At 59.9% G+C, this 21,386-nt stretch carries 23 protein-coding genes; 2 read left to right on the plus strand and 21 right to left on the minus strand.

Going from position 1 to position 21,386, the window contains the following annotated elements; genetic code table 11:
• Window positions 1-248: 248 nt before the first annotated feature.
• Window positions 249-608 carry a hypothetical protein gene (locus KBP52_RS10325; protein ID WP_212622695.1) on the plus strand — a complete coding sequence of 120 codons (360 nt, stop codon included), beginning with the start codon at window positions 249-251 and terminating at the stop codon, window positions 606-608.
• 193 nt (window positions 609-801) lie between these two features.
• Here KBP52_RS10325 and KBP52_RS10330 read toward each other — a convergent pair whose 3' ends face one another.
• The 13 genes from KBP52_RS10330 to KBP52_RS10390 all read right to left on the minus strand — a co-directional run bounded on the left by KBP52_RS10330 (window position 802) and on the right by KBP52_RS10390 (window position 12,307).
• Window positions 802-1,476 carry a hypothetical protein gene (locus KBP52_RS10330; protein ID WP_212622696.1) on the minus strand — a complete coding sequence of 225 codons (675 nt, stop codon included), beginning with the start codon at window positions 1,474-1,476 and terminating at the stop codon, window positions 802-804.
• A 178-nt stretch (window positions 1,477-1,654) separates the two neighbouring features.
• Window positions 1,655-2,794 (minus strand): flagellar biosynthesis protein FlhB, encoded by a 1,140-nt coding sequence (gene flhB, locus KBP52_RS10335; RefSeq protein WP_137219401.1) that lies wholly within the window; start codon window positions 2,792-2,794, stop codon window positions 1,655-1,657.
• 3 nt (window positions 2,795-2,797) lie between these two features.
• The gene (gene fliR, locus KBP52_RS10340; protein ID WP_077571671.1) at window positions 2,798-3,583 is read right to left on the minus strand and encodes a flagellar biosynthetic protein FliR; all 786 of its coding nucleotides are present in this window, start codon (window positions 3,581-3,583) and stop codon (window positions 2,798-2,800) included.
• 3 nt (window positions 3,584-3,586) lie between these two features.
• Window positions 3,587-3,856 carry a flagellar biosynthesis protein FliQ gene (gene fliQ / locus KBP52_RS10345; RefSeq protein WP_038363854.1) on the minus strand — a complete coding sequence of 90 codons (270 nt, stop codon included), beginning with the start codon at window positions 3,854-3,856 and terminating at the stop codon, window positions 3,587-3,589.
• Entirely contained in the window at window positions 3,853-4,611 is a 759-nt protein-coding gene (gene fliP / locus KBP52_RS10350; RefSeq protein WP_003222895.1) for a flagellar type III secretion system pore protein FliP, read from the minus strand. The genes fliQ and fliP overlap by 4 nt, the downstream gene beginning before the upstream one ends.
• Window positions 4,611-5,063 (minus strand): flagellar biosynthetic protein FliO, encoded by a 453-nt coding sequence (fliO, locus tag KBP52_RS10355; protein ID WP_212622697.1) that lies wholly within the window; start codon window positions 5,061-5,063, stop codon window positions 4,611-4,613. The genes fliP and fliO overlap by 1 nt, the downstream gene beginning before the upstream one ends.
• Window positions 5,064-5,516, minus strand: a complete 453-nt coding sequence (gene fliN, locus KBP52_RS10360) for a flagellar motor switch protein FliN (RefSeq protein WP_162835973.1) — start codon at window positions 5,514-5,516, stop codon at window positions 5,064-5,066. It abuts the gene before it with no gap.
• A gap of 53 nt (window positions 5,517-5,569) precedes the next feature.
• Window positions 5,570-6,538 carry a flagellar motor switch protein FliM gene (fliM, locus tag KBP52_RS10365; RefSeq protein ID WP_038363850.1) on the minus strand — a complete coding sequence of 323 codons (969 nt, stop codon included), beginning with the start codon at window positions 6,536-6,538 and terminating at the stop codon, window positions 5,570-5,572.
• A 9-nt stretch (window positions 6,539-6,547) separates the two neighbouring features.
• Window positions 6,548-7,051: a flagellar basal body-associated protein FliL gene (fliL, locus tag KBP52_RS10370; protein ID WP_007920033.1), complete on the minus strand. Its 504-nt coding sequence runs from the start codon at window positions 7,049-7,051 to the stop codon at window positions 6,548-6,550.
• 1,384 nt (window positions 7,052-8,435) lie between these two features.
• Window positions 8,436-9,809, minus strand: coding sequence for a flagellar hook-length control protein FliK (locus KBP52_RS10375; RefSeq protein WP_212622698.1), 1,374 nt, complete (start codon window positions 9,807-9,809; stop codon window positions 8,436-8,438).
• 104 nt (window positions 9,810-9,913) lie between these two features.
• Window positions 9,914-10,261, minus strand: a complete 348-nt coding sequence (locus tag KBP52_RS10380; RefSeq protein ID WP_077571663.1) for an Hpt domain-containing protein — start codon at window positions 10,259-10,261, stop codon at window positions 9,914-9,916.
• Between the two features lie 31 nt (window positions 10,262-10,292).
• Window positions 10,293-11,996: a fused response regulator/phosphatase gene (locus KBP52_RS10385; protein ID WP_212622699.1), complete on the minus strand. Its 1,704-nt coding sequence runs from the start codon at window positions 11,994-11,996 to the stop codon at window positions 10,293-10,295.
• 5 nt (window positions 11,997-12,001) lie between these two features.
• Window positions 12,002-12,307, minus strand: a complete 306-nt coding sequence (locus tag KBP52_RS10390) for an STAS domain-containing protein (protein ID WP_212622700.1) — start codon at window positions 12,305-12,307, stop codon at window positions 12,002-12,004.
• Window positions 12,308-12,532: 225 nt separating this feature from the next.
• Between KBP52_RS10390 and KBP52_RS10395 the strand changes: the two genes are divergently transcribed.
• Window positions 12,533-12,880, plus strand: coding sequence for a hypothetical protein (locus tag KBP52_RS10395; protein WP_212622701.1), 348 nt, complete (start codon window positions 12,533-12,535; stop codon window positions 12,878-12,880).
• 22 nt (window positions 12,881-12,902) lie between these two features.
• Here KBP52_RS10395 and fliJ read toward each other — a convergent pair whose 3' ends face one another.
• The 8 genes from fliJ to KBP52_RS10435 all read right to left on the minus strand — a co-directional run bounded on the left by fliJ (window position 12,903) and on the right by KBP52_RS10435 (window position 21,384).
• Window positions 12,903-13,355: a flagellar export protein FliJ gene (fliJ, locus tag KBP52_RS10400; RefSeq protein ID WP_034153294.1), complete on the minus strand. Its 453-nt coding sequence runs from the start codon at window positions 13,353-13,355 to the stop codon at window positions 12,903-12,905.
• 6 nt (window positions 13,356-13,361) lie between these two features.
• Complete coding sequence (fliI, locus tag KBP52_RS10405) at window positions 13,362-14,720, minus strand: flagellar protein export ATPase FliI (RefSeq protein ID WP_077571658.1); 1,359 nt, start codon at window positions 14,718-14,720, stop codon at window positions 13,362-13,364.
• A complete protein-coding gene (gene fliH / locus KBP52_RS10410) occupies window positions 14,710-15,516 on the minus strand; it encodes a flagellar assembly protein FliH (protein ID WP_077571657.1) in 807 nt (268 codons plus the stop codon). Before fliH ends, fliI begins: the two co-directional genes overlap by 11 nt.
• A gap of 4 nt (window positions 15,517-15,520) precedes the next feature.
• Complete coding sequence (fliG, locus tag KBP52_RS10415) at window positions 15,521-16,540, minus strand: flagellar motor switch protein FliG (RefSeq protein ID WP_007958288.1); 1,020 nt, start codon at window positions 16,538-16,540, stop codon at window positions 15,521-15,523.
• Entirely contained in the window at window positions 16,533-18,320 is a 1,788-nt protein-coding gene (fliF, locus tag KBP52_RS10420; protein WP_077571656.1) for a flagellar basal-body MS-ring/collar protein FliF, read from the minus strand. Before fliF ends, fliG begins: the two co-directional genes overlap by 8 nt.
• A gap of 15 nt (window positions 18,321-18,335) precedes the next feature.
• A complete protein-coding gene (gene fliE / locus KBP52_RS10425) occupies window positions 18,336-18,665 on the minus strand; it encodes a flagellar hook-basal body complex protein FliE (protein WP_122600242.1) in 330 nt (109 codons plus the stop codon).
• A 128-nt stretch (window positions 18,666-18,793) separates the two neighbouring features.
• Window positions 18,794-20,185, minus strand: a complete 1,392-nt coding sequence (locus KBP52_RS10430; RefSeq protein WP_077571654.1) for a sigma-54 dependent transcriptional regulator — start codon at window positions 20,183-20,185, stop codon at window positions 18,794-18,796.
• A 5-nt stretch (window positions 20,186-20,190) separates the two neighbouring features.
• On the minus strand, window positions 20,191-21,384 hold the full coding sequence (locus tag KBP52_RS10435) for an ATP-binding protein (RefSeq protein WP_212623121.1): 1,194 nt from the start codon (window positions 21,382-21,384) through the stop codon (window positions 20,191-20,193).
• Window positions 21,385-21,386 lie beyond the last annotated feature (2 nt).

Here is a 21,386-nt window from a genome sequence, read left to right on the forward strand (position 1 = left end):
GTTCTATTGTGGTCCGGTCGCTGACGAATCAGCGATCGGGTTTAGCGATCCGATACCCTACAGACGCTCAATCCCCAGTCTCAATTGCGGCTTTTTCTATCTGCACTTGGCGTCATGGTGGCTGTGCGTGGGAGACCTTCGGGTCTACCCGGGGTTTCTGTGACCCGGATCGCTAACCTGCGTACAGCCGCCACCTTTACTCGTTTAGCGATGAGCCGTGGCGGCTAAATCAACCACGGAGCCTCACCATGATCAAACCAACACCCAACCCACCCGAAACCGACCCCACCTCCCCCTACGAATCCCTCGATTCAAAAAAACTCCACGAAGCCGCCGACCGCGCCCTCGATCACTACCTCTGCCCACCCGGCTCCACGCCACCACCGCGCAAAACCCGCCGGATGTACGCCGTCACCGCGGACTTCAAAAACGAAGAACTGCTGGCGGATGCCAGCGAAACACTCGCCTGCGCCAGAACCATCGCCCATGACTTCGCTCATCTCATACCCGCGTCACAGCGACGGACGCTTTTAGGGATCGCGCAACTGATCATGCTCGGCGAGCTGGCGATGAATCGGGTGATGGATAATCTGGAGTTGCCGGGTTGACGCAGGCACTGGGGACACCTGCTGATTGATCCTGGTCAATTCTGACGCCTTCGCGAGCAGGCTCGCTCCCACCGTTGAGCGGATTTCAGAGTGGGAGCGAGCCTGCTCGCGAAGACTGGCTCACCAGCAACAAAAAGCTTGAAGCAGAAAAACCCGCCGCCCCGTTTCAACCGGGGCGGCGGGTTGCAGATTATTACGCGGTTAAAACCTGTTCAGGTGTAATCGGGCCGAAACTGAGCGTCTTGCCGTTGATATAGCGCACGCCCTCGAGCAACCGCGTACCCTCGATAACTACGACGTTGTCCTTCGTGTACATAAACGTCACCACCGATATCGGCGTCGTACGCTCTGGCAGCCCCCAAGACACTTTTGTCCGCTGCTCTATGAGGGTGAGTGCCCAATCAAACCAAATGATGGGAAGGTCTTCGATCTTGATTTCGCGCTGCGGATCCTCCCAACGAAAGTCCTGCCGCGCCGTTATCAAAAGCGCATCTCCCTCGATGACGAACTCCGGTTTGCCAAATCGCCTCTCCATTTCATTGTTGATCCAGCCATCCAGGTACAGATCCGGATCGGTGAAGAGTTCGAAAAGCATCGCGCTGTTGACGATTTTTCCTGCAGAAGCACCAATCACACTGTAGTGATTGTGGTACGCCAACCCCTCCAGCTCCGGCCGAATCGCGTTACTCGACACTTCCAGATAATTGGCGCTGTAGGCGTTGGCCATCTGCTTGAAGTGGGTGAAATCCAGAATCAATCTGAACTTGACGGTGTACCCGATTGCGCGATCGGCTGTACGTTGTTCCAACACTCCCGAGACGAATTCAACCTCCATACCTTGCAACTTTCTGTAGGGCTGGTCTGCCATGATTGCTTCCTCTGAAACCTTATGCAGGCGCCGATCCCAGGTACTCGTATCAGATGATCAGAGCGACCAATGCAGGGAAATGCCAGGAGAATTCCCATGGCAATGAGAGCGCCGACGGGCACAGCCGTCTACTGTCAGACTTGACAGGTTCAGAGGTTTTCCAGACAGACGGTAACCATCAGGTATCGCGGCGCAGATCCGGCGGAATCGGCAAATCATCCTTGAGCGGATCCGGGCGCTTGCCCTTGCCGGCACGGAACTGGCGGATCTGGTAGACGTAGGCCAAGACCTGAGCAACTGCCAGGTACAGCCCACCTGGGATTTCCTGATCCAGTTCGGTGGAGTAGTAAATCGAACGCGCCAGCCCCGGCGATTCGAGGAGCATGACGTTGTTGGCCACAGCGATTTCACGGATTTTCAGCGCGAGGAAGTCGCTGCCCTTGGCGATCAGCATCGGCGCGCCGCCCTTCTCCGAGTCGTACTTGAGCGCGACGGCGTAGTGGGTCGGGTTGGTGATGACCACGTCGGCGTCGGGAATCGCCGCCATCATGCGCCGCTGAGACATTTCGCGCTGGGTCTGGCGGATGCGCTGTTTGACTTCCGGGCGCCCCTCCTGATCCTTGTGCTCGTCGCGCACCTCCTGCTTGGTCATCAGCAGTTTCTTGTGGGCTTCCCAAAGCTGCACCGGCACATCGACGGCGGCGATGATGATCAGGCCGCAGGCCAGCCACAAGGTACTCCAGCCGACCAGCGTGACGCTGTGGATGATCGCCATTTCCAGCGGCTCGTGGGCGATCCGCAGAAAGTCATCGACGTCCGCCGACAACACCACCAACGCCACACCCAAAGTGATCAGAAACTTGGCCAGCGCCTTGAGCAACTCGATCACTGACTTGAACGAAAACATCCGTTTCAGGCCTGCCGCCGGGTTCATCCGGCTGAACTTGGGCGCCATGGAGCCCGCCGCGAACAGCCAGCCACCGAGGGAAATCGGCCCGATCAGCGCCGCCAGCAACAGGGTGATCATGATCGGCTGGATCGCCAACAGCGCCATCTGGCCCGACTGCAACAGGAACGCGCCCATGGAGCCCTGATCCATGATCACTTCGCGCGACAGCGTGAAGTTCAGGCGCATCAGCTCCATCAGGTCTTCGGCCAGCATGCCGCCGAACACCAGCAGCGCACCGGCACCGGCCATGGTCACGGCCAGGGTGTTGAGTTCTTTGGAACGGGCAATCTCGCCCTTCTCACGGGAGTCCTTTTTACGTTTCTCCGTGGGGTCTTCTGTTTTGTCCTGACCGCTTTCGCTCTCTGCCATGACTCAGCGCGCCCGTGCCAGTTCGCGTAACAGCTGCAAGGCTTCAGTGGCCAGCGGCTGATACTGGTTGAGAATGTCCGCCAGACCGACCCAGACAATGAACAGGCCGAGCACCAGGGTCAAAGGAAAACCGATGGAGAAAATGTTCAGTTGCGGCGCGGCGCGGGTCATCACCCCGAAGGCGATGTTGACCACCAGCAGCGCGGTGACCGCCGGCAATACCAGCAACAACGCCGCACCAAGGACCCAGCCGAGTTTGCCGGCCAGCTCCCAGTAATGCGCGGTCATCAGACCGCTGCCGACCGGTAGCGTGGTGAAGCTTTCGGTGAGCACTTCGAAGACCACCAGGTGGCCGTTCATCGACAGGAACAGCAACGTCACCAGCATGGTGAAGAACTGCCCGATCACTGCCACGGAGACCCCGTTGGCCGGGTCGACCATCGAGGCGAAACCCATGCCCATCTGGATCGCGACGATTTGCCCGGCCACGGCAAACGCCTGGAAAAACAGTTGCAGGGAAAACCCGAGCACGGCGCCGACGAGGATCTGTTCGGCAATCAACATCAAGCCACTCAGGTCGAGCGGGCTGACCGCCGGCATCGGCGGCAGGCTCGGCGCAATGCACACGGTGATTGCCACGGCGAAATACAGGCGCACACGGCGCGGTATCAGCGTGGTGCCGAACACCGGCATGACCATCAGCATCGAGGCGACGCGAAACAGCGGCAACATGAACGACGCCACCCAGGTACTGATCTGGGTGTCGGTCAGCTGAAGCAGCGATTGCATGGCTTAGCCGATGACCATCGGGATGTTTTTGTACAACTGAATGATGTATTCCATGAACGTCTGCACGATCCACGGACCACCGATGATCAACGTGACCAGCATCACCAGCAGACGCGGCAGGAAGCTCAGGGTCTGTTCGTTGATCTGCGTGGCGGCCTGGAACATCGCCACCAGCAAGCCGACCAACAGGCTCGGCACCACCAGAATCGCGACCATCAATGTGGTCAGCCAAAGGGCTTCACGAAAGATATCGACCGCAACTTCCGGCGTCATGGCGAGACACCTCCAAAACTGCTGGCCAGGGTGCCGATGATCAGCGCCCAGCCATCCACCAGCACGAACAGCATGATCTTGAACGGCAGCGAGATGATCAGCGGCGACAGCATCATCATACCCATCGCCATCAGCACACTGGCCACGACGAGGTCGATGATCAGGAACGGAATGAAGATCATGAAGCCGATCTGGAACGCGGTTTTAAGCTCGGAGGTGACGAACGCCGGCACCAGAATGGTCAGCGGCGCCTGATCCGGCGTGGCGATGTCGGTGCGCTTGGACAGGCGCATGAACAGCTCGAGATCGCTGGTGCGGGTCTGGGCGAGCATGAAGTCCTTGATTGGCACTTGAGCTTTTTCTACCGCTTGCTGGGCGGTGAGTTTTTCCGCCAGATACGGTTGCAGCGCATCGTTGTTCACCCGGTCGAACACCGGGGCCATGATGAACATGGTGAGGAACAGCGCCATGCCGGTGAGGATCTGGTTCGACGGCGTCTGTTGCAGGCCAAGGGCCTGACGCAGGATCGAGAAGACGATGATGATCCGGGTGAAACTGGTCATCAGAATCACGGCCGCCGGAATGAAGCTCAGGGCGGTCATGATCAGCAGGATCTGCAGACTGACCGAATACTCCTGCGCGCCATCGGCGTTGGTGCCCAGCGTGATCGCCGGGATCGACAACGGATCGGCGGCGAACGCCAGCGGCGCGGCCAGCATCAGGGCCAGCGTCAAGACGATGCGTAACGCACCCATTACTTCGTATCCTTCTGATCCTTGCCGAGTATCTTCAGCAACTGCTGGGCAAAATCCGGAGTGGCTTTTTCACTGGTGTGCGGCACCGGCACGGGGTCCTTGAGCACATGCAGCGCGGTGATCGTGCCGGGGCTGAGGCCCAGCAGAATCTGCTCGTTGCCAACCTGCACCAGCAACAAACGGTCACGCGGACCGAGCGCGCGCGAACCGATCAGTTCGATCACCTGGCCTTTGCCGGCCGGACCTGCCTGCTGCACCCGGCGCAATAGCCAGGCGAGGAAGAAGATCAACCCCAGCACCAGCAACAGGCCGAACACCAGTTGCGTCAGTTGCCCGGCCACGCCGCTGCTAACCATCGGCGCGGTCGCGGCAGGTACCGTGGTGGCGGTCGACGGTTCGGCGGCCAGCACGCTCAGCGGCAATGCCAACAGAGCCCAGAGAAACCGTTTCACTCAGCGCAGCTTCTTGATGCGTTCGCTTGGGCTGATCACGTCAGTCAGGCGGATGCCGAACTTTTCGTTGACCACTACCACTTCACCGTGCGCGATCAGCGTGCCGTTGACCAGCACGTCCAGCGGCTCGCCGGCCAGACGATCGAGCTCGATCACCGAACCCTGGTTGAGTTGCAGCAAGTTGCGGATGTTGATGTCGGTGCTGCCCACTTCCATCGAGATCGATACCGGGATGTCGAGGATCACGTCCAGGTTCGGGCCGTCGAGGGTCACCGGGTCGTTGTTCTTCGGCACGCTGCCGAACTCTTCCATCGGCAGACGCGAGCCGCTGGCGGCGTCGGCGGCCAGCAGGGCGTCGATGTCAGCCTGACCATCACCGGTTTCTTCCAGGGCCGCAGCCCATTCGTCAGCCAGTGCCTGGTCGTCCTGGGCGTTCATATCGTCGTTCATCATTTGTCCTCGGCGGGCAAAAATTCAGTTAAATGCTTGGGGGTTGGAGCGCCGTTTCAACGGCGCTCGATCGGCTCGATCACTTGCAACGCGAGGTTGCCTTTGTGCGAGCCCATCTTGACCTTGAAGGCCGGCACGCCGTTGGCGCGCATGATCATTTCTTCCGGCATCTCGACCGGGATCACATCCCCCGGCTGCATGTGCAGGATGTCGCGCAGCTTCAACTGGCGGCGAGCCACAGTGGCGCCGATCGGCACGTCGACATCGAGCACGTCCTGGCGCAGGGCGTTGACCCAGCGCTCGTCCTGATCGTCGAGGTCGGACTGGAAACCGGCGTCGAGCATTTCGCGCACCGGCTCGATCATCGAGTACGGCATGGTCACGTGCAGATCACCGCCACCGCCATCGAGTTCGATGTGGAAGGTGGAGACCACGATCGCTTCGCTCGGGCCGACGATGTTGGCCATGGCCGGATTCACTTCCGAGTTGATGTACTCGAAATTGACTTCCATGATCGCCTGCCAGGCTTCTTTCAAATCGACGAAAGCCTGCTCCAGCACCATGCGCACCACGCGCAGTTCGGTCGGGGTGAATTCACGCCCTTCGATCTTGGCGTGACGGCCGTCACCGCCGAAGAAGTTGTCCACCAGCTTGAACACCAGTTTGGCGTCGAGGATGAACAGCGCGGTGCCGCGCAACGGTTTGATCTTGACCAGGTTAAGGCTGGTCGGTACGTACAGCGAGTGCACGTATTCGCCGAACTTCATCACCTGCACGCCACCGACGGCAACGTCTGCCGAGCGGCGCAGCATGTTGAACATGCTGATGCGGGTGTAGCGGGCAAAACGCTCGTTGATCATTTCCAGAGTCGGCATGCGTCCACGGACGATGCGATCCTGGCTGGTCAGGTCGTAGCTTTTGACACTGCCGGGTTCGGCAGCGTTATCGGTCTGTACCAGACCATCGTCGACGCCATGCAACAGCGCGTCGATTTCATCCTGGGACAGCAGATCCTGCACGGCCATGTCGTGTTCCTACTGCAGTACGAAATTAGTGAAAAGCAACTGTTCGATCACCACTTTGCCCAGCTCTTTCTGCGCCACTTCCTGGACGCTGGCGGTGGCCTTCTGGCGCAACATCTCTTGGCCGACCGGGGTCGCCAAGGTGGCGAAATCCTGACCGGAGAAGAGCATCACCAGGTTGTTGCGGATTACCGGCATGTGCACTTTGAGCGCTTCCAGATCGGCCTGATTACGCGCCAGCATGGTGATGCTCACCTGCATGTAGCGCTGACGGCCATTCTGGTTGTAGTTGGCGACAAAGGCTGGCGCCATCGGCTCGAAAATCGCCGGTTGCTTGCCGACAGGCGCTGCATCAGCGGCCTCGGCAGGCTTGCTCTGGGCACTGTGCATGAAGAACCAGGTCGCCCCCACGGATGCACCAATGGCCAATAGCAACGCCAGCACGATCACAATGATCAGCTTGAGTTTGCCTTTGGTTGCGGGGTCTTTCACTGCTGCGGTTTCGCTCTTCGCCATGCCAATAATCCGTCACTATTCGGGTTTTCACAGTCGCACGGCAAGGCAAGAGCAAGTGTTATGCCAGAAGTGTCGGTGATGGTTGAGACAACGCTAAAGTCAAAGGCACCCTCACCCCAGCCCTCTCCCGGAGGGAGAGGGAGCCGACCGAGTTGTTTTGTCGTGATGCGTCGATCTGAATTACCGAGTCGACTATGGATTCACAGCAGAAATATCCGGTCGGCGTACTTCGCAAGCATCCCCCAATCAATCCCCTCTCCCTCTGGGAGAGGGCTAGGGTGAGGGTTTTCAGGAGGCCGACCGAGGTGTCAGATGTCAAACATCGACCTGAAAGACCGCGTCGATTAGGGAGTCATCCATCAATTCTTGGCGATCATCGATTCACAGACGCTATTTCAAGTCGGTGTAAATCTCCAATATCCCCCAATCAGTCCCCTCTCCCTCCGGGAGAGGGCTAGAGCGAGGGTTTTCAGGAGGCCGACCGAGGTGTCAGACGTCAAACATCGACCTGAAAGACCGCGTCGATTAGGGAGTCATCCATCAAGTCTTGGCGATCATCGATTCACAGACGCTATTTCAAGTCGGTGTAAATCTCCAATATCCCCCCAATCAGTCCCCTCTCCCTCCGGGAGAGGGCTAGGGTGAGGGTTTTCAGGAGGCCGACCGAGGTGTCAGACGTCAAACATCGACCTGAAAGACCGCGTCGATTAGGGAGTCATCCATCAAGTCTTGGCGATCATGGATTCACAGACGCTATTTCAAGTCGGTGTAAATCTCCAATATCCCCCAATCAGTCCCCTCTCCCTCCGGGAGAGGGCTAGGGTGAGGGTTTTCAGGAGGCCGACCGAGGCGCCAGACGTCAAACATCGACCTGAAAGACCGCGTCGATTAGGGAGTCATCCATCAAGTCTTGGCGATCATGGATTCACAGACGCTATTTCAAGTCGGTGTAAATCTCCAATATCCCCCAATCAGTCCCCTCTCCCTCCGGGAGAGGGCTAGGGTGAGGGTTTTCAGGAGGCCGACCGAGGCGCCAGACGTCAAACATCGACCTGAAAGACCGCGTCGATTAGGGAGTCATCCATCAAGTCTTGGCGATCGTGGATTCACAGACGCTATTTCAAGTCGGTGTAAATCTCCAATATCCCCCAATCAGTCCCCTCTCCTCCGGGAGAGGGCTAGGGTGAGGGTTTTCAGGAGGCCGACCGAGGTGTCAGACGTCAAACATCGACCTGAAAGACCGCGTCGATTAGGGAGTCATCCATCAAGTCTTGGCGATCATGGATTCACAGACGCTATTTCAAGTCGGTGTAAATCTCCAATATCCCCCAATCAGTCCCCTCTCCCTCCGGGAGAGGGCTAGGGTGAGGGGCTCTTGATTTGATCAGGCGTAGTAGTCGACGGCGCTGCTGCCGATCACGCTGGTGGTTTGCGCAGCGGCCTCAGCAATGGTGGCAGGCGCCAATTCTTCATCCGCCGAATCGAGGCGACCGCCGGCAGCGCGGGTGCGACCGCTCTGGCCCTGCTGCGCCTGTTCCTGACCCTGCTGACCCTGCCAGCCACGGCTCTGGTCGGAGACATTGACGTCGACCTGGCCCATGCCCTGCTGGTTGAACATCTCGCGCAGACGATGCATCTGCCCATCCAGCGCTTCACGCACGCTCGGGTGTGCACTCATGAACGTCACTTGCGTCTGTTGATCCGGAACCATGTTCACGCGGATATCCAGACGCCCCAGTTCGGCCGGTTGCAACTGAATATCCGCCGCCTTGAGATTGGCGCTCGACAGATACATGACGCGGTTGACCACTTCTTCAGTCCAGCCGCTCTGATGCATGGCGATCGGCTGGTTCACCGGCACCGCGTTTGCAGTCTTCGGCGTGGCAGCTTGTGTCAGGGCCGCCAGACGGTTGGCGAAGTCATCCACGCGGGTATCGCTGGTCGCTGTCTTGAGATCTTTGAGGCCGTCGTCGATCAAGCCGCTGAAGGCTTTTTCGCCGCCCTGACTGGTGCTGTCCTTATCGGCTTGCACGTCGAGCATGCTGGCCATGCCAGCGGCGAAGTTTTGCGCTGCAGTCAATTCGCCGTCGGCCTGAGCCTGAGCCGGCGAAGCCTTCGGTTGCGCCTGGCTGGTGGCGGAAATGTGCCCGCCCTGCTCCATCGCCATGCGCACGGCCGGCATCGAGTCGAGGGGATCAGCCGAAGGGTCGAAATCGCTGTCGGTGGTCGGCGTCGGATCTTTGACCACACCCGGCAATGCGGCAAGTGCCGGGGTTTCGGTTTCTGGCTGGGCCGGGGCAACCGCAGCCGGGGCCTGCGCCACGGGGGCCGCGACCACCGGCTGCACAGCGACGGCCAACGCCGGATCGAGCGTCGGGTCAACCGGCGCGGCATCAACCACTGGGGTCTGAGGAGTGTCGGTGCTGTCGTCGCTGCTGGCGGTGGTGGTGTCATCGGTCGCGGCGGTTTTGTCGGCAGGCAAGTCGTTGCCGCTATCGGCAACCACCGGTTGCGCAGCGGCAGACTGATCCTTGCCAACATCCTTTTTGCCACTGTTGTCTGCGACCTTGTCGCGCGACGCCTTGGACGAATTGTCCGCAGCCGCAACAGGCTTGCTCGATCCCTGATCGGCGAACACTTTCGCGAAGCTTGAGGCTTTATCCCCGGTATCTACGGCCATGGCCGACGTTTTGGCAGAGGCAGCTTGCGCCTTGGCCTGAGCGGCATTCTGAAGAAGGATGTTGGGGGTCGCAGGCATGAAACGGTCTCCGCTGCACTGGGATCGTAGGTACAGTTGCGGAGATATCTGCAAGTGCCGGGCCAGTTTTGTCCGGTGCCTCAGAAAAGCGCCGGACGGCGGGATCAGTGTGTGTGAGCGGGATGTTTTTCGCTTTCGTAAACCGGGCGAACTTGAGCAAATTCGCCACTGATCTCAGCGACCAGTTTGACTATTTCCGCCGGGCTCTTGTCTTTGGCGTCCGATTCGAGTTCCTGGCAGAGCGCCGCCAAGCGCACAGCTCCCATGTTGCTGGCGCTGCCCTTGAAACTATGGGCAACTTCCGACAACACCTTGGCATCAGAGGTCTTTTGCAACTCGCCCAAGCGACTTTCGGAATCCGTCAGAAAGGTATCCAGAAGCTCCGGATAACCCTCCTCCATGACTTCGCGCAGTACGCTCAGCGTCTCGCGATCAATATGTTTGTCAGTCACTTGTTCACTCCTTGATCAAGAATTGCGCGGATTATGCCTCAACCCCCCAGGAAAACTCCACGCGGGCACTACGACCTTCGTCCGACCAACTGGCGTTGCGCCCCAATTGCCGGACCAGGCTTACGCCGCGTCCCGACAAACGGACGCCGTCCAGTGGCCGCTCCATGACCCGCGCCACATCAAAACCCTTGCCGCTGTCTTCGACACGAATCACCAGACAACCGCCCTCGCCTTGTGGCTGCACCTGCAAATGCACGCGTACGAAACCGTCCTGCAGCGCCTCCAGCCGATCATTGCGCTGCTGATAGTAGCGAGCGAAACCCGCCGCATCGCGCTTGAGGCTGGAATCCAGACCCAGCACGCCGTGCTCCAGCGCATTGGAATACAACTCGGCCAGCACACTGTACAAAGCACCACTCTGCGCCCGCAGCCCATGCACCTCAAGCAGCAACTGCAACAGGTACGGCAACGGATTGAAGCGTTTGAGCGTGGCGCCGCGGAATTCGAAGCTCACCGACCAGTCGAGCGGGCACGACTGGCCGCTGTCGGAGTACACCGGCGCCGACGGCTTGACCTGCGCCGGCTCCAGCAGGCTGACCTCGACCATGCTGACATCGTCGCGCGCCTCGCCGCGAAAATCCCGCAGTGCCTGCTCGATGTCCTCGAACAAGCGGTCCGGCTCGCGGTTGGTGGCGAATACCTGCTGCAGACGTTCGACACCGAACAGTTGATCACTGGCGTCACTGGTGTCGATCACCCCGTCGGACAATACGAACACCCGATCACCGACGGCCATCGGATGCACTTCCGTACGGTCGTCGAACGCCTGCGCGCTCAGCACGCCCAACGGCAAATGCCGCGCCGCCAGCGGCACACGTTCGCCCGTGGCAATCCGATGCAGATAGCCGTCAGGCATGCCGCCGTTCCACACTTCGACCGAACGCCGCTGAAAACTCAGGCACAGCAGCGTGGCGCAGCAGAACATGTCCACCGGCAGGATGCGCTTGAGCTTGGCGTTCATCTCGCGCAGGGTTTCGGCCAGGCCGTAGCCCTTGGCAGTCATGCCGTAGAAGACTTCGGCGAGCGGCATGGCGCCCACTGCTGCCGGCAGCCCGTGACCGGTGAAATCGCCGAGCAGCACATGCATGTCACCGGCCGGCGTGTAGGCTGCCAGCAGCAGGTCACCGTTGAACAGCGCATAAGGTGATTGCAGGTAGCGAATGTTCGGCGCGCTGAGGCAACCGGAATGCGCGACCTTATCGAACACGGCTTTGGCCACGCGCTGTTCGTTGAGCAGGTAATCATGGTGTTTAGCGATCAAGTCGCGCTGTTGCAAGACAGTTGCCTGCAAACGGCGCAAGCGATCCATCGCCTTGATTTTGGCGGCAAGGATCACCTGGTTGTAGGGCTTCGCCAGAAAGTCGTCACCACCGGCCTCAAGACAACGGGCCAGCGCTTCGCTTTCGGTCAGCGAGGTGAGGAAGATGATCGGCACCAGGGTTTCGCCCGCCAGCGCCTTGATCTGCCGCGCAGCCTCGAAGCCGTCCATCACCGGCATCAGCGCGTCCATCAGCACCAGATCGGGTTGCTGCCGGCGAAACAGCTCGACCGCTTCGGCACCGTTGGCCGCCGTCAGGACTTCGTGACCCTGGCGGCGGACGATGGTCGACAGCAATAAACGATCGGCAGCACTGTCTTCGGCGATCAGGATGGTCAGCGGCTCTTGCGCCTGCATGGCCGTCAACTGATGTCGAAGAGTTTGTCGAAATTGGAGATGGCGAGGATCTTGCGCACGTCGGAGTTGCTGTTGACCACGCGCACGTCCGAGTTATCGCCGCCGGCGTGATCCCGCAGCAGGAGCAGCATGCCCAGTGCGGAGCTGTCGAGGTAGGTGGCCTCTTTCAGGTCGACCACGATGGACTCAGGCTTCTTGGCAAGATGCTCATAGGACTCGCGAAATTCCTGATGGCGACCAAAATCGAACCGCCCCCTGACCGAAATCGTCAGTTTTTGACCATCTGGAGAGACTTCTGTAACGACTGACATTGACTGGCTTCCTTGTCATTGACGAACCTGTACAAGGTTTAGCACTTGATCAAGCGAGCAGCAACCCGGACTACCGCAGGAGGAGGTCGATCGGCGACTCGCAAGGCACCGCTTACCATCCGTCGGGACTGTCAGATCTGACAGTAGAAGTTACAACTCGCCTCGACGCCTACTGCGTGTGACTGGCAGGCCGCCAGCACTTACTCAGGATGGAGAAAATTTGCCATGACCAGTAAAACCTTTGAAATCTCCCTGAAAGGAACAACCAACCCAAAAAGGGTTACGAAAAAAGAATTCGACGACGCCAAAGCGATATTGATGGCTTGTTACAGTTTCAAACTGAATGATGCGGTGACCTTTCATATCCGCGGCGGGAGCAACCCTGAATACTCGAGATCGGCGAGCGTGTCGCCCTCAGGTGCAAAAAAGGGGGAAGTCGGCATAAAGCTCGATCCAACTCGGGATTGGCAGTTGCAGGGAAATGACGCAGTGGTTTACTTCACTGTTTCCAGAAACGCTACCCCGATCCCAGGCCAATCCCACGATTTGAACTTTTTTGTGGAAGAAAAATAACCAGTGTTTCCGCGGCATGATCTTAGAACGGATTCTGCCGCGGTAACCGCTGGGACAACTCATCAAGCAATTTCTGCTCGCGCTTGTCCTCAAGGCGTTGCGCCTCTTCGCGATAACGCTGCACCAGTTTGCGCAGGCCTTCGACCTTGGCAAACGCCTGTTGCCATTCCTCACGGGCCTTGTCGAGCTTGTTCTGGTGCCAGACCAGGCTCTGCCGCTGCTGATCAACCGCCGTGTCGAGCTGCGCCAGAAAGCCCTGGAAACCGAGCAGCCATTGCCCGCTCACGCCGGTGCTGCCGCGCACGATCCATTGCTGCGAGTAATCCAGACGAAAGGCATTGAGGTCGGCGAGTTTGCTTTCAGCGACTTTCACCTGGCCCTGAAAATAGCCCAGCCGTTGTACGGCAGTTTTCTCGGCCTGTTCGGCCATGTCCACCACCGGCGCCAGACGCGCGGCTCGACTGACAGTGGCCATGACCGGTTAGCCGCCCGCCGCGGGGGCGAACAGGGTTTCGAGGTAAGCCTGGCTTTCGCCCATGTTGATTTTGTCGTTGAGGCCCTGACGCTGGTACCGGACCAACTGCGGTTGCAGGGAGATCGCCAGATCGGTCTCGCGGTCGCCACCGGCAACGTAGGCGCCGACGCTGATCAGATCGCGGCTCTGCTGATAACGCGACCACAACTGCTTGAAGTATTGCGCGCGCTGCATGTGGTCCGGCGAGACCACGGCAGGCATTACCCGGCTGATCGACGCTTCGATGTCGATGGCTGGATAGTGACCCTCTTCAGCCAAGCGCCGGGACAGCACGATGTGGCCGTCGAGTACGCCTCGCGCCGAGTCGGCAATCGGGTCCTGTTGGTCATCGCCTTCGGACAGTACGGTGTAGAACGCGGTAATCGAACCACCGCCCTTCTCCGCATTACCCGCGCGTTCCACCAGTTTCGGCAATTTGGCGAACACCGACGGCGGATAACCTTTGGTCGCTGGTGGCTCGCCGATGGCCAGAGCAATTTCCCGCTGCGCCTGAGCGAAACGGGTCAGCGAATCCATCAGCAACAGGACGTTCTTGCCCTTGTCGCGGAAATATTCGGCGATGCGCGTGCAGTACATCGCTGCGCGCAGACGCATCAACGGCGCATCGTCCGCGGGCGAAGCAACCACGACGGAACGCTTGAGGCCTTCTTCACCGAGACTGTGCTCAATGAATTCCTTAACTTCTCGACCCCGCTCACCAATCAGACCAACGACGATAATGTCGGCCTCGGTGAAGCGCGTCATCATGCCCAGCAGTACCGATTTACCGACACCGGTACCGGCAAACAGACCCAGACGCTGACCACGACCGACCGTCAGCAAACCGTTGATGCAACGGATGCCGACGTCGAGCGGCACGCTGATCGGGTCACGGTTGAGCGGGTTGATCGTCGGGCCGTCCATCGGCACCCAGTCTTCGGCCTTCATGCCGCCCTTGCCGTCCAGCGCACGTCCGGCGCCATCGAGCACACGACCGAGCATGCTCATGCCCATCGGCAAGCGCCCGGTATCAGCCAGTGGCACCACACGGGCGCCGGGGGCGATGCCGGCAACACTGCCGACCGGCATCAAAAAGACTTTGCTGCCGGAAAAACCCATGACTTCCGCTTCCACCTGGGATGGGTGATAGCTGTCGTCATTGATCACCAGGCAGCGCGTGCCCATGGCCGCGCGCAAGCCTTCGGCCTCAAGGGTGAGGCCGACCATGCGCAGCAGGCGGCCTTCGAGAATCGGCGCACCGGCAATCTCGGTGGCCTCAGCGTAAGTGCTCAGGCGCTTGGCGAAACTGGTGCGTTCAAGGCGCATCGGGGTCGTCCGCGAGCGGCTCTTCGGGTGCGGCCGCCGGTTTTACGTCTTCTGGAATGTCCAGGCTCAGATCCGCTTCAGCCGGGTGCAAAGCCTGTTCGTGCAACTGATCGAACAATTTTGCCATGACCTGAGCCACGCGGGTTTCAATGCTGGCGTCGATGCGGCTGTGCTCGGTTTCAACCCGGCAGCCACCCGCCAACAGCGATTCATCTTCGACGATGCGCCAGGTTTCCTCATGACGTTCGCGCAAGGCCTTGGCCTGTTCGAAGTCCTGCGGATTGACGTACAGACGCACGTTTTCCACACCCAGCGGCAACAGCTTGAGCGCATCGCGCATGACGTGTTCGATCTGGCTGGAATCGATGGCCAGTTCGCGCTTGATCACCTGTTTGGTGATGTGCTGCACGAGGTCGACCAGCGATTTTTCGATCTGCGTGTCTTGCTCAGCGATGGGTTCGAACAGGTTCGCCATCAACTGCTCAAGACTGGCAAGTTTTGCCGCCAGCGCCACTTCAGCTTCCTGACGGACCTTGAGCGTGGCGCTGTGAAAACCTTCTTTTTCGCCGATGCCGAAGCCCTCGTTGTAAGCCTCCTGACGGATGCTTTCGAGTTCTTCAAGAGTCAGTGGCTGGACTTCTTCCAGCGGCACTTCTTCCATTTCCGGCGGTTCGGGTTCCGGCTCGGGCTCGGGTTCCGGCTTCGGCGGGTCGAAGCTGGGCATGGCCCAGGATTCGAAACCACGGACATCGCGGGCACGGATCAGATCCGTCACATCGTCGTCGTGCTTGTCCATGGGCTTAGATCATTTCCTCGCCACCTTTGCCACCGAGTACGATTTCGCCGGCTTCGGCCATACGACGGGCAATGGTGAGGATTTCTTTCTGCGCGGTTTCGACGTCGCTGACGCGTACCGGGCCTTTGGCCTCGAGGTCGTCGCGCAACAGTTCGGCAGCACGTTTGGACATGTTCTTGAAGATCTTTTCTTTGACGCCTTCGTCCGAACCCTTGAGGGCCAGCACCAGCACGTCGGAAGACACTTCGCGCAGCAACGCCTGAATGCCACGATCGTCGACATCGGCAAGGTTGTTGAACACGAACATGAGGTCTTCGATCTGACCGGACAGGTCTTCGTCGACTTCGCGGATCGAGTCCATGAGCTGGCCTTCGATCGAGCTGTCGAGGAAGTTCATGATGTCCGCCGCACGCTTGATGCCACCCAGGGTGGTGCGCGAGGCATTCGAGTTGCCGGAGAACTGCTTCTCGAGAATCTGGTTGAGCTCTTTCAATGCCGCTGGCTGTACGGTGTTCAACGACGAGACGCGCAGGATGATGTCCAGACGCACCTTGTGGTCGAAGTTGCCCAACACTTCACCGGCCTGATCCGGGTCGAGGTACGCGACCACGATTGCCTGGATCTGCGGGTGTTCGTAACGGATCACGTCGGCAACCGCGCGCGGCTCCATCCATTTCAGGCTGTCGAGGCCACTGGTGTTGCCACCGAGCAGGATGCGGTCGATCAGGCCGTTGGCCTTGTCTTCGCCTAATGCCTGGGTGAGCATTTTGCGCACGTAGTCGTCGGAACCGACGCCGAGACTGGTCTGGTCGCCGACGATGTCGACGAACTCGCTCATGACCTGCTCGACCTGTTCGCGATGGACGTTGCCCATCTGGGCCATGGCCACACCCACACGCTGAACCTCTTTCGGGCCCATGTGGCGCAGCACTTGCGCAGCATCGGTCGAACCCAGGGACAGCAGCAGAATTGCGGCTTTGTCGACCCGGGACAGTTTAGCGACAGCGGCTCGGTTATCACTCATCTGCGTTAATCCACTCTTTCACGACCTGGGCCACGCGACCCGGGTCTTCTGCCACCAGACTCTTGATTGCATTCAGTTGCGCGTCATAACCCTCACTTGGGCTCGGCAACAGAATGCTCTGCGGACCACCGAGGCTCACGCGGTCGTTGGAAAGTTCGCCGTCCAGGCCGCCCATCCCGCCGAGTTCCACGTCGCTGCCAAGACCGGCCAGCTCCTTGCCTTTGCCGCCGCCGGTGATGTTGTTAAGCACCGGACGCAGCACACCAAACACCAGCACCAGAATGAACAACACACCCAGCACTTGTTTGACGATGTCCCAGAACCATGGCTGGGAGTAGAACGGAATATCGGCAATCACTTCACCGCGCTCGGCGGAGAACGGCATGTTGATCACGCTGACGCTGTCGCCACGGCTGGCGTCGAAACCGACGGCGTCCTGAACCAGACGGGTGAAGCGCGCCAATTCGTCGGCGTTCCATGGCGCACGGGTGGTTTCGCCGTTGGCCGCGTTGACTTTGACCTGATCGTCGACAACAACCGACACCGACAGACGATTCAGGCGACCCTGCTGCTGTTTGGTGTGGCTGATGGAACGGTCGAGTTCGAAGTTCTTGGTCGATTGTTGACGCTTGTCGGCCGGGTACGGCGCGAGCATTGGCTGGCCGGTGGCCGGGTCCATGATCTGCTGACCGTTGGCATCAACCAACGGCTGACCTGGCTGCACCATGGCGGCTGGCGCTGCGGCACCACCGGTGGTTTGCGGTGCCGAGGCTGGCGAAGGCGGCTGGTTGCTCAGGGCACCCGGCACACCTTGCGGGCCATTGCTGGCGGTGCGTTGTTCGTTGACCGATTGTTCGCTGCGCAACGCCGGTTGATCCGGGTTGAACTGCTCGGCGGTCGACTCGACAGCGTTGAAATCGATGTCAGCGGAAACTTCCGCCTTGTAGCGATCGTTGCCCAGTACCGGTTGCAGAATGTTGTGCACGCGCTGGGTGAGCATGCTTTCCATGCGGCGGCTGTAATCGAACTGCTTGCCGGCCATGGTCATTTCGGAGTTTTCCGCCTGATCGGAGAGCAAAGTGCCCTTCTGGTCGACGACGGTGATCTGCGATTTGCTCAACTCGGGAACGGAAGTCGCGACCAGGTTGATGATCGCAATCACCTGACCCGGCTCCAGCGAACGACCGGAGTACAACTCAACCAGAACCGAAGCACTTGGCTTGCGTTCGTCACGGACGAACACCGAGCTTTTCGGAATCGCCAGATGCACGCGGGCACCCTTGACGTTGTTCAGGCTGGAAATGGTCCGCGCCAGTTCACCTTCGAGGCCGCGACGATAACGCGTCGCTTCCATGAACTGACTGGTGCCCAGACCCTGTTCCTTGTCGAGGATTTCGAAACCGATATTGCCGTCGCTGGGAGTGACACCAGCAGCGGCGAGTTTCATCCGCGCACGGGACAGGTCATCGGCCTTGACCAGCAAGGCACCGGAGTTCGGTTCGACGTTGTAAGGAATGTCGGCGGCGGCCAGGGTGTCCATGACCTGTTTTGCGTCCATGCCGGCAAGGCTGCCGTACAACGGACGGTAATCCGGCTGCTGCGACCACAGCACCACGGCAAAGCCAATCGCCACGCTCGCAGCCAGGCCGACCAACAGGCCCACCTGACGCAGCATGGTCATCTCGGAGAGGTTTTCCAGGAAGGACAGGCCGAACAACGGCGGTTTGCCGTCTATCGGGGTGGCCTTGGCCGGAACGTTATCGGCGACTGCTTCTGCCATGACTCAATCTCGTCCTTAAACCGGCATCTGCATGATGTCTTGGTAAGCCTGAACCAGCTTGTTGCGCACCTGGGTCAGAGCCTGGAACGACACGCTGGCTTTTTGCGAAGCGACCATCACATCCGTCAGATCGACGCCGCTCTTGCCCACTTCGAATGCGTTGGCCAACTGAGTCGACGCCTGCTGGGTATCGCTGACCTTGTTGATCGCCTGACCGAGCATGTCGGAAAAGCTGCTGCCCGCCAGTTCAGGGACAGCGGTCGTCGATTTCGGTGCAGACATGGCGTCCATTTTCATGGCCTTCATGTCCATCATCAACCGATTAAATTCAATACCTTGGCTCATGGTCTACTCTCTTGGGCGGCCCGCAATTTTTTGACACTCACTCGGCGGGTACACAGGTATTAGCAACAAGGGTGCCAGCTCATGGGCACCCCTTTCAGAAAAGCGTTTTCAAATCGTTGCACCAGACGTCAGGTGGCGAACAGATAACCTTCGACGTCCATCCCGGCATCGCGCATTTGCGCCAGCTTGTAACGCAGGGTGCGCGGGCTGATACCGAGCTTTTCCGCCGCTTCCTTGCGTCGGCCGCGCTCGGCGCGCAGGGTGTCGATAATCATCTGAAACTCCCGGCGGCGCAGGTCATCGCCCAGTGCGCCGGCCGAATCCGCTTCGATTTCCACCTCGCGAATCACCGATGACAGCGGCGCGGCGACGGGCATCGCGGTGTACGTCACGGGACCGGCCAGACAGAAATCCTGCGGCTGAATCAAACCGCCCTGCTGCAGGATCAGCGCACGCTGAATGGCGTTATCCAGCTCACGCACATTGCCCGGCCACGGGTACGCGGTCAGACACGCTTGCGCGTCAGGCGAAAGTTTCGCCGCGGCGTGCTTCATTTTATTGACGTGTTTGGCCAGCAACCTTTCGGCCAGCGGCAGGATATCGGCAGTGCGCTCGCGAAGTGGACGCCAGGCCAGGGGGAAAACCGACAGACGGTAAAAAAGGTCCTCGCGGAAACGCCCCGCCGCTACTTCGCCGGCCAGATCACGGTTGGTGGTGGCGACCACGCGAATATCCAGAGCAATCGGTTTACGCGCACCCACGCGCTCGACCTCGCGCTCCTGCAACACACGCAGCAGTTTGGCTTGCAGACCGAGGGGCATTTCGGAGATTTCGTCGAGCAGCAGCGTGCCGCCGTCGGCTTGTTCGAACTTGCCGGCCTGCGCCGCGATGGCGCCGGTGAACGAACCCTTTTCGTGGCCGAACAACGTGGCTTCGAGCATGTTGTCCGGGATCGCCGCACAGTTGATCGCAATGAACGGCTGACTGGCGCGATGGGACTGCTGATGAATGTAGCGCGCCAGCACTTCCTTACCGGTGCCGGATTCGCCAGAGATCAGCACCGTGGAATCACTGCGCGCCACCCGCGCCGCCAACTCGAGCAATTGCGCACTGGCCGGTTCGACCGCCACCGGACCTTCGCCGTCACTTGCACCGATGCTGCCCAACGCATGCCGCGCCACCAGATCGAGCAGAGCCTTGGGCTCAAAGGGTTTGACCAGATAGTCCGCCGCCCCCTGGCGCATCGCATCGACCGCGCGCTCGACCGCACCGTGCGCCGTCATCAGTAACACCGGCAATTGCGGTTGGCGGGCGCGCAGCAGGGCGAGCAATTGATGACCGTCCATGCCGGGCATGTTGACGTCGCTGACCACCAGATTGAACGCTTCGCGCGCCACCGCCGTCAGCGCCTCCTCGGCGCTCCCGACCGCGTGGTAATCGTGACCGGCGAGCAACAACGTGTCGGCCAGCGCCTCGCGCAATGAGCGGTCATCCTCGACCAGCAAAACCTTGATGCCCATGTCTTTTACTCAGCTCCGTGTACAGCGGAAAACAGCGGCAGGATCACCTGCGCGCACGTGCCGCGCCCGACCCGCGAACGCAGCAGCAATTCTCCCTGATGCGCCCGGGCCACTGCCTTGACCACGGTCAGGCCCAGACCGGTGCCGGTGACTTTGGTGGTAAAAAATGGCTCGCCGAGCCGCGCCAGAATCGCCGGCTCGATGCCGCTGCCACTGTCGCTGATGCTCAAGCGCAGGCTGTTGTCGCGGCTGTAGCAATGCACTTTCAGGCGGACGTTGCCGGCACTCGCCTGAATCGCGTTCTCGATCAGATTCAACAGCGCGCCGACCAGCGTGTCGCGATTGCACAGCAACTCTCCGGCATGACTGTCGCACTGCCAGCGGATTGGCAGATCCTGCACATGGGTCAACGCCGCCGCTTGCAGCGCCTGCATCAAAGCATTTGGGGTCAGGCGATCGGTCAGCGGCAATTCACCGCGAGCGAACACCAGCATGTCGCGCACTTGATGCTCGAGTTCATGCAGACGCTCTTTCAGGCGACCGGCGAAACGCTGCTGAGTGGCCACCGGCAATTCCTGCTCAGTCAAATGACTGGCGTAGAGCAAAGCGGCAGACAGCGGCGTGCGGATCTGATGGGCCAGCGAGGCGACCATGCGGCCCAGTGAGGACAAACGCTCATGGCGCGCCAGTTGGTCTTGCAGATGACGGGTTTCTGTCAGGTCGTTGAGCAGCACCAATTGCCCCGGCTCGGCGTCCAGCGAGCGGGTGGCAATCGACAGGCGTCGACCGTTTTTCAGGGAAATTTCATGACCGTCGTCTTCACGCGGGGCGAAGCAGCGCGCAATCACCTGGCGCCACAGCTCGCCCTCAAGCGGCAGACCGAGCAGTTCGATGGCGGCCGGATTGGCTTCACGCACCATGCCGTGACCATCAATGACGATGACGCCACCGGGCAACAGATCAAGGAGGTTTTGCAGACGGTTGGCCAAGCGTTCTTTTTCCGCCAGCTCCTGCATGCGCTGGGCGCTGACCACCGCCAGCTCCCCCTTGAGCTCGGTCACCCGTGCTTCAAGCATGCTGTAGGAATCTGTCAGTTGGCTGGACATCTGGCTGAACAGCTCGAATGCCTGCTCAAGGCCCTGTCGGCTCGCCTGCTCTACGGAGGACGGTTGCCCCTCGGGATTGGAGGCAGAAGACATCT

The sequence above is a fragment of the Pseudomonas sp. SCA2728.1_7 genome (genome assembly GCF_018138145.1).
In the GTDB taxonomy this organism is placed as follows: domain Bacteria; phylum Pseudomonadota; class Gammaproteobacteria; order Pseudomonadales; family Pseudomonadaceae; genus Aquipseudomonas; species Aquipseudomonas koreensis_A.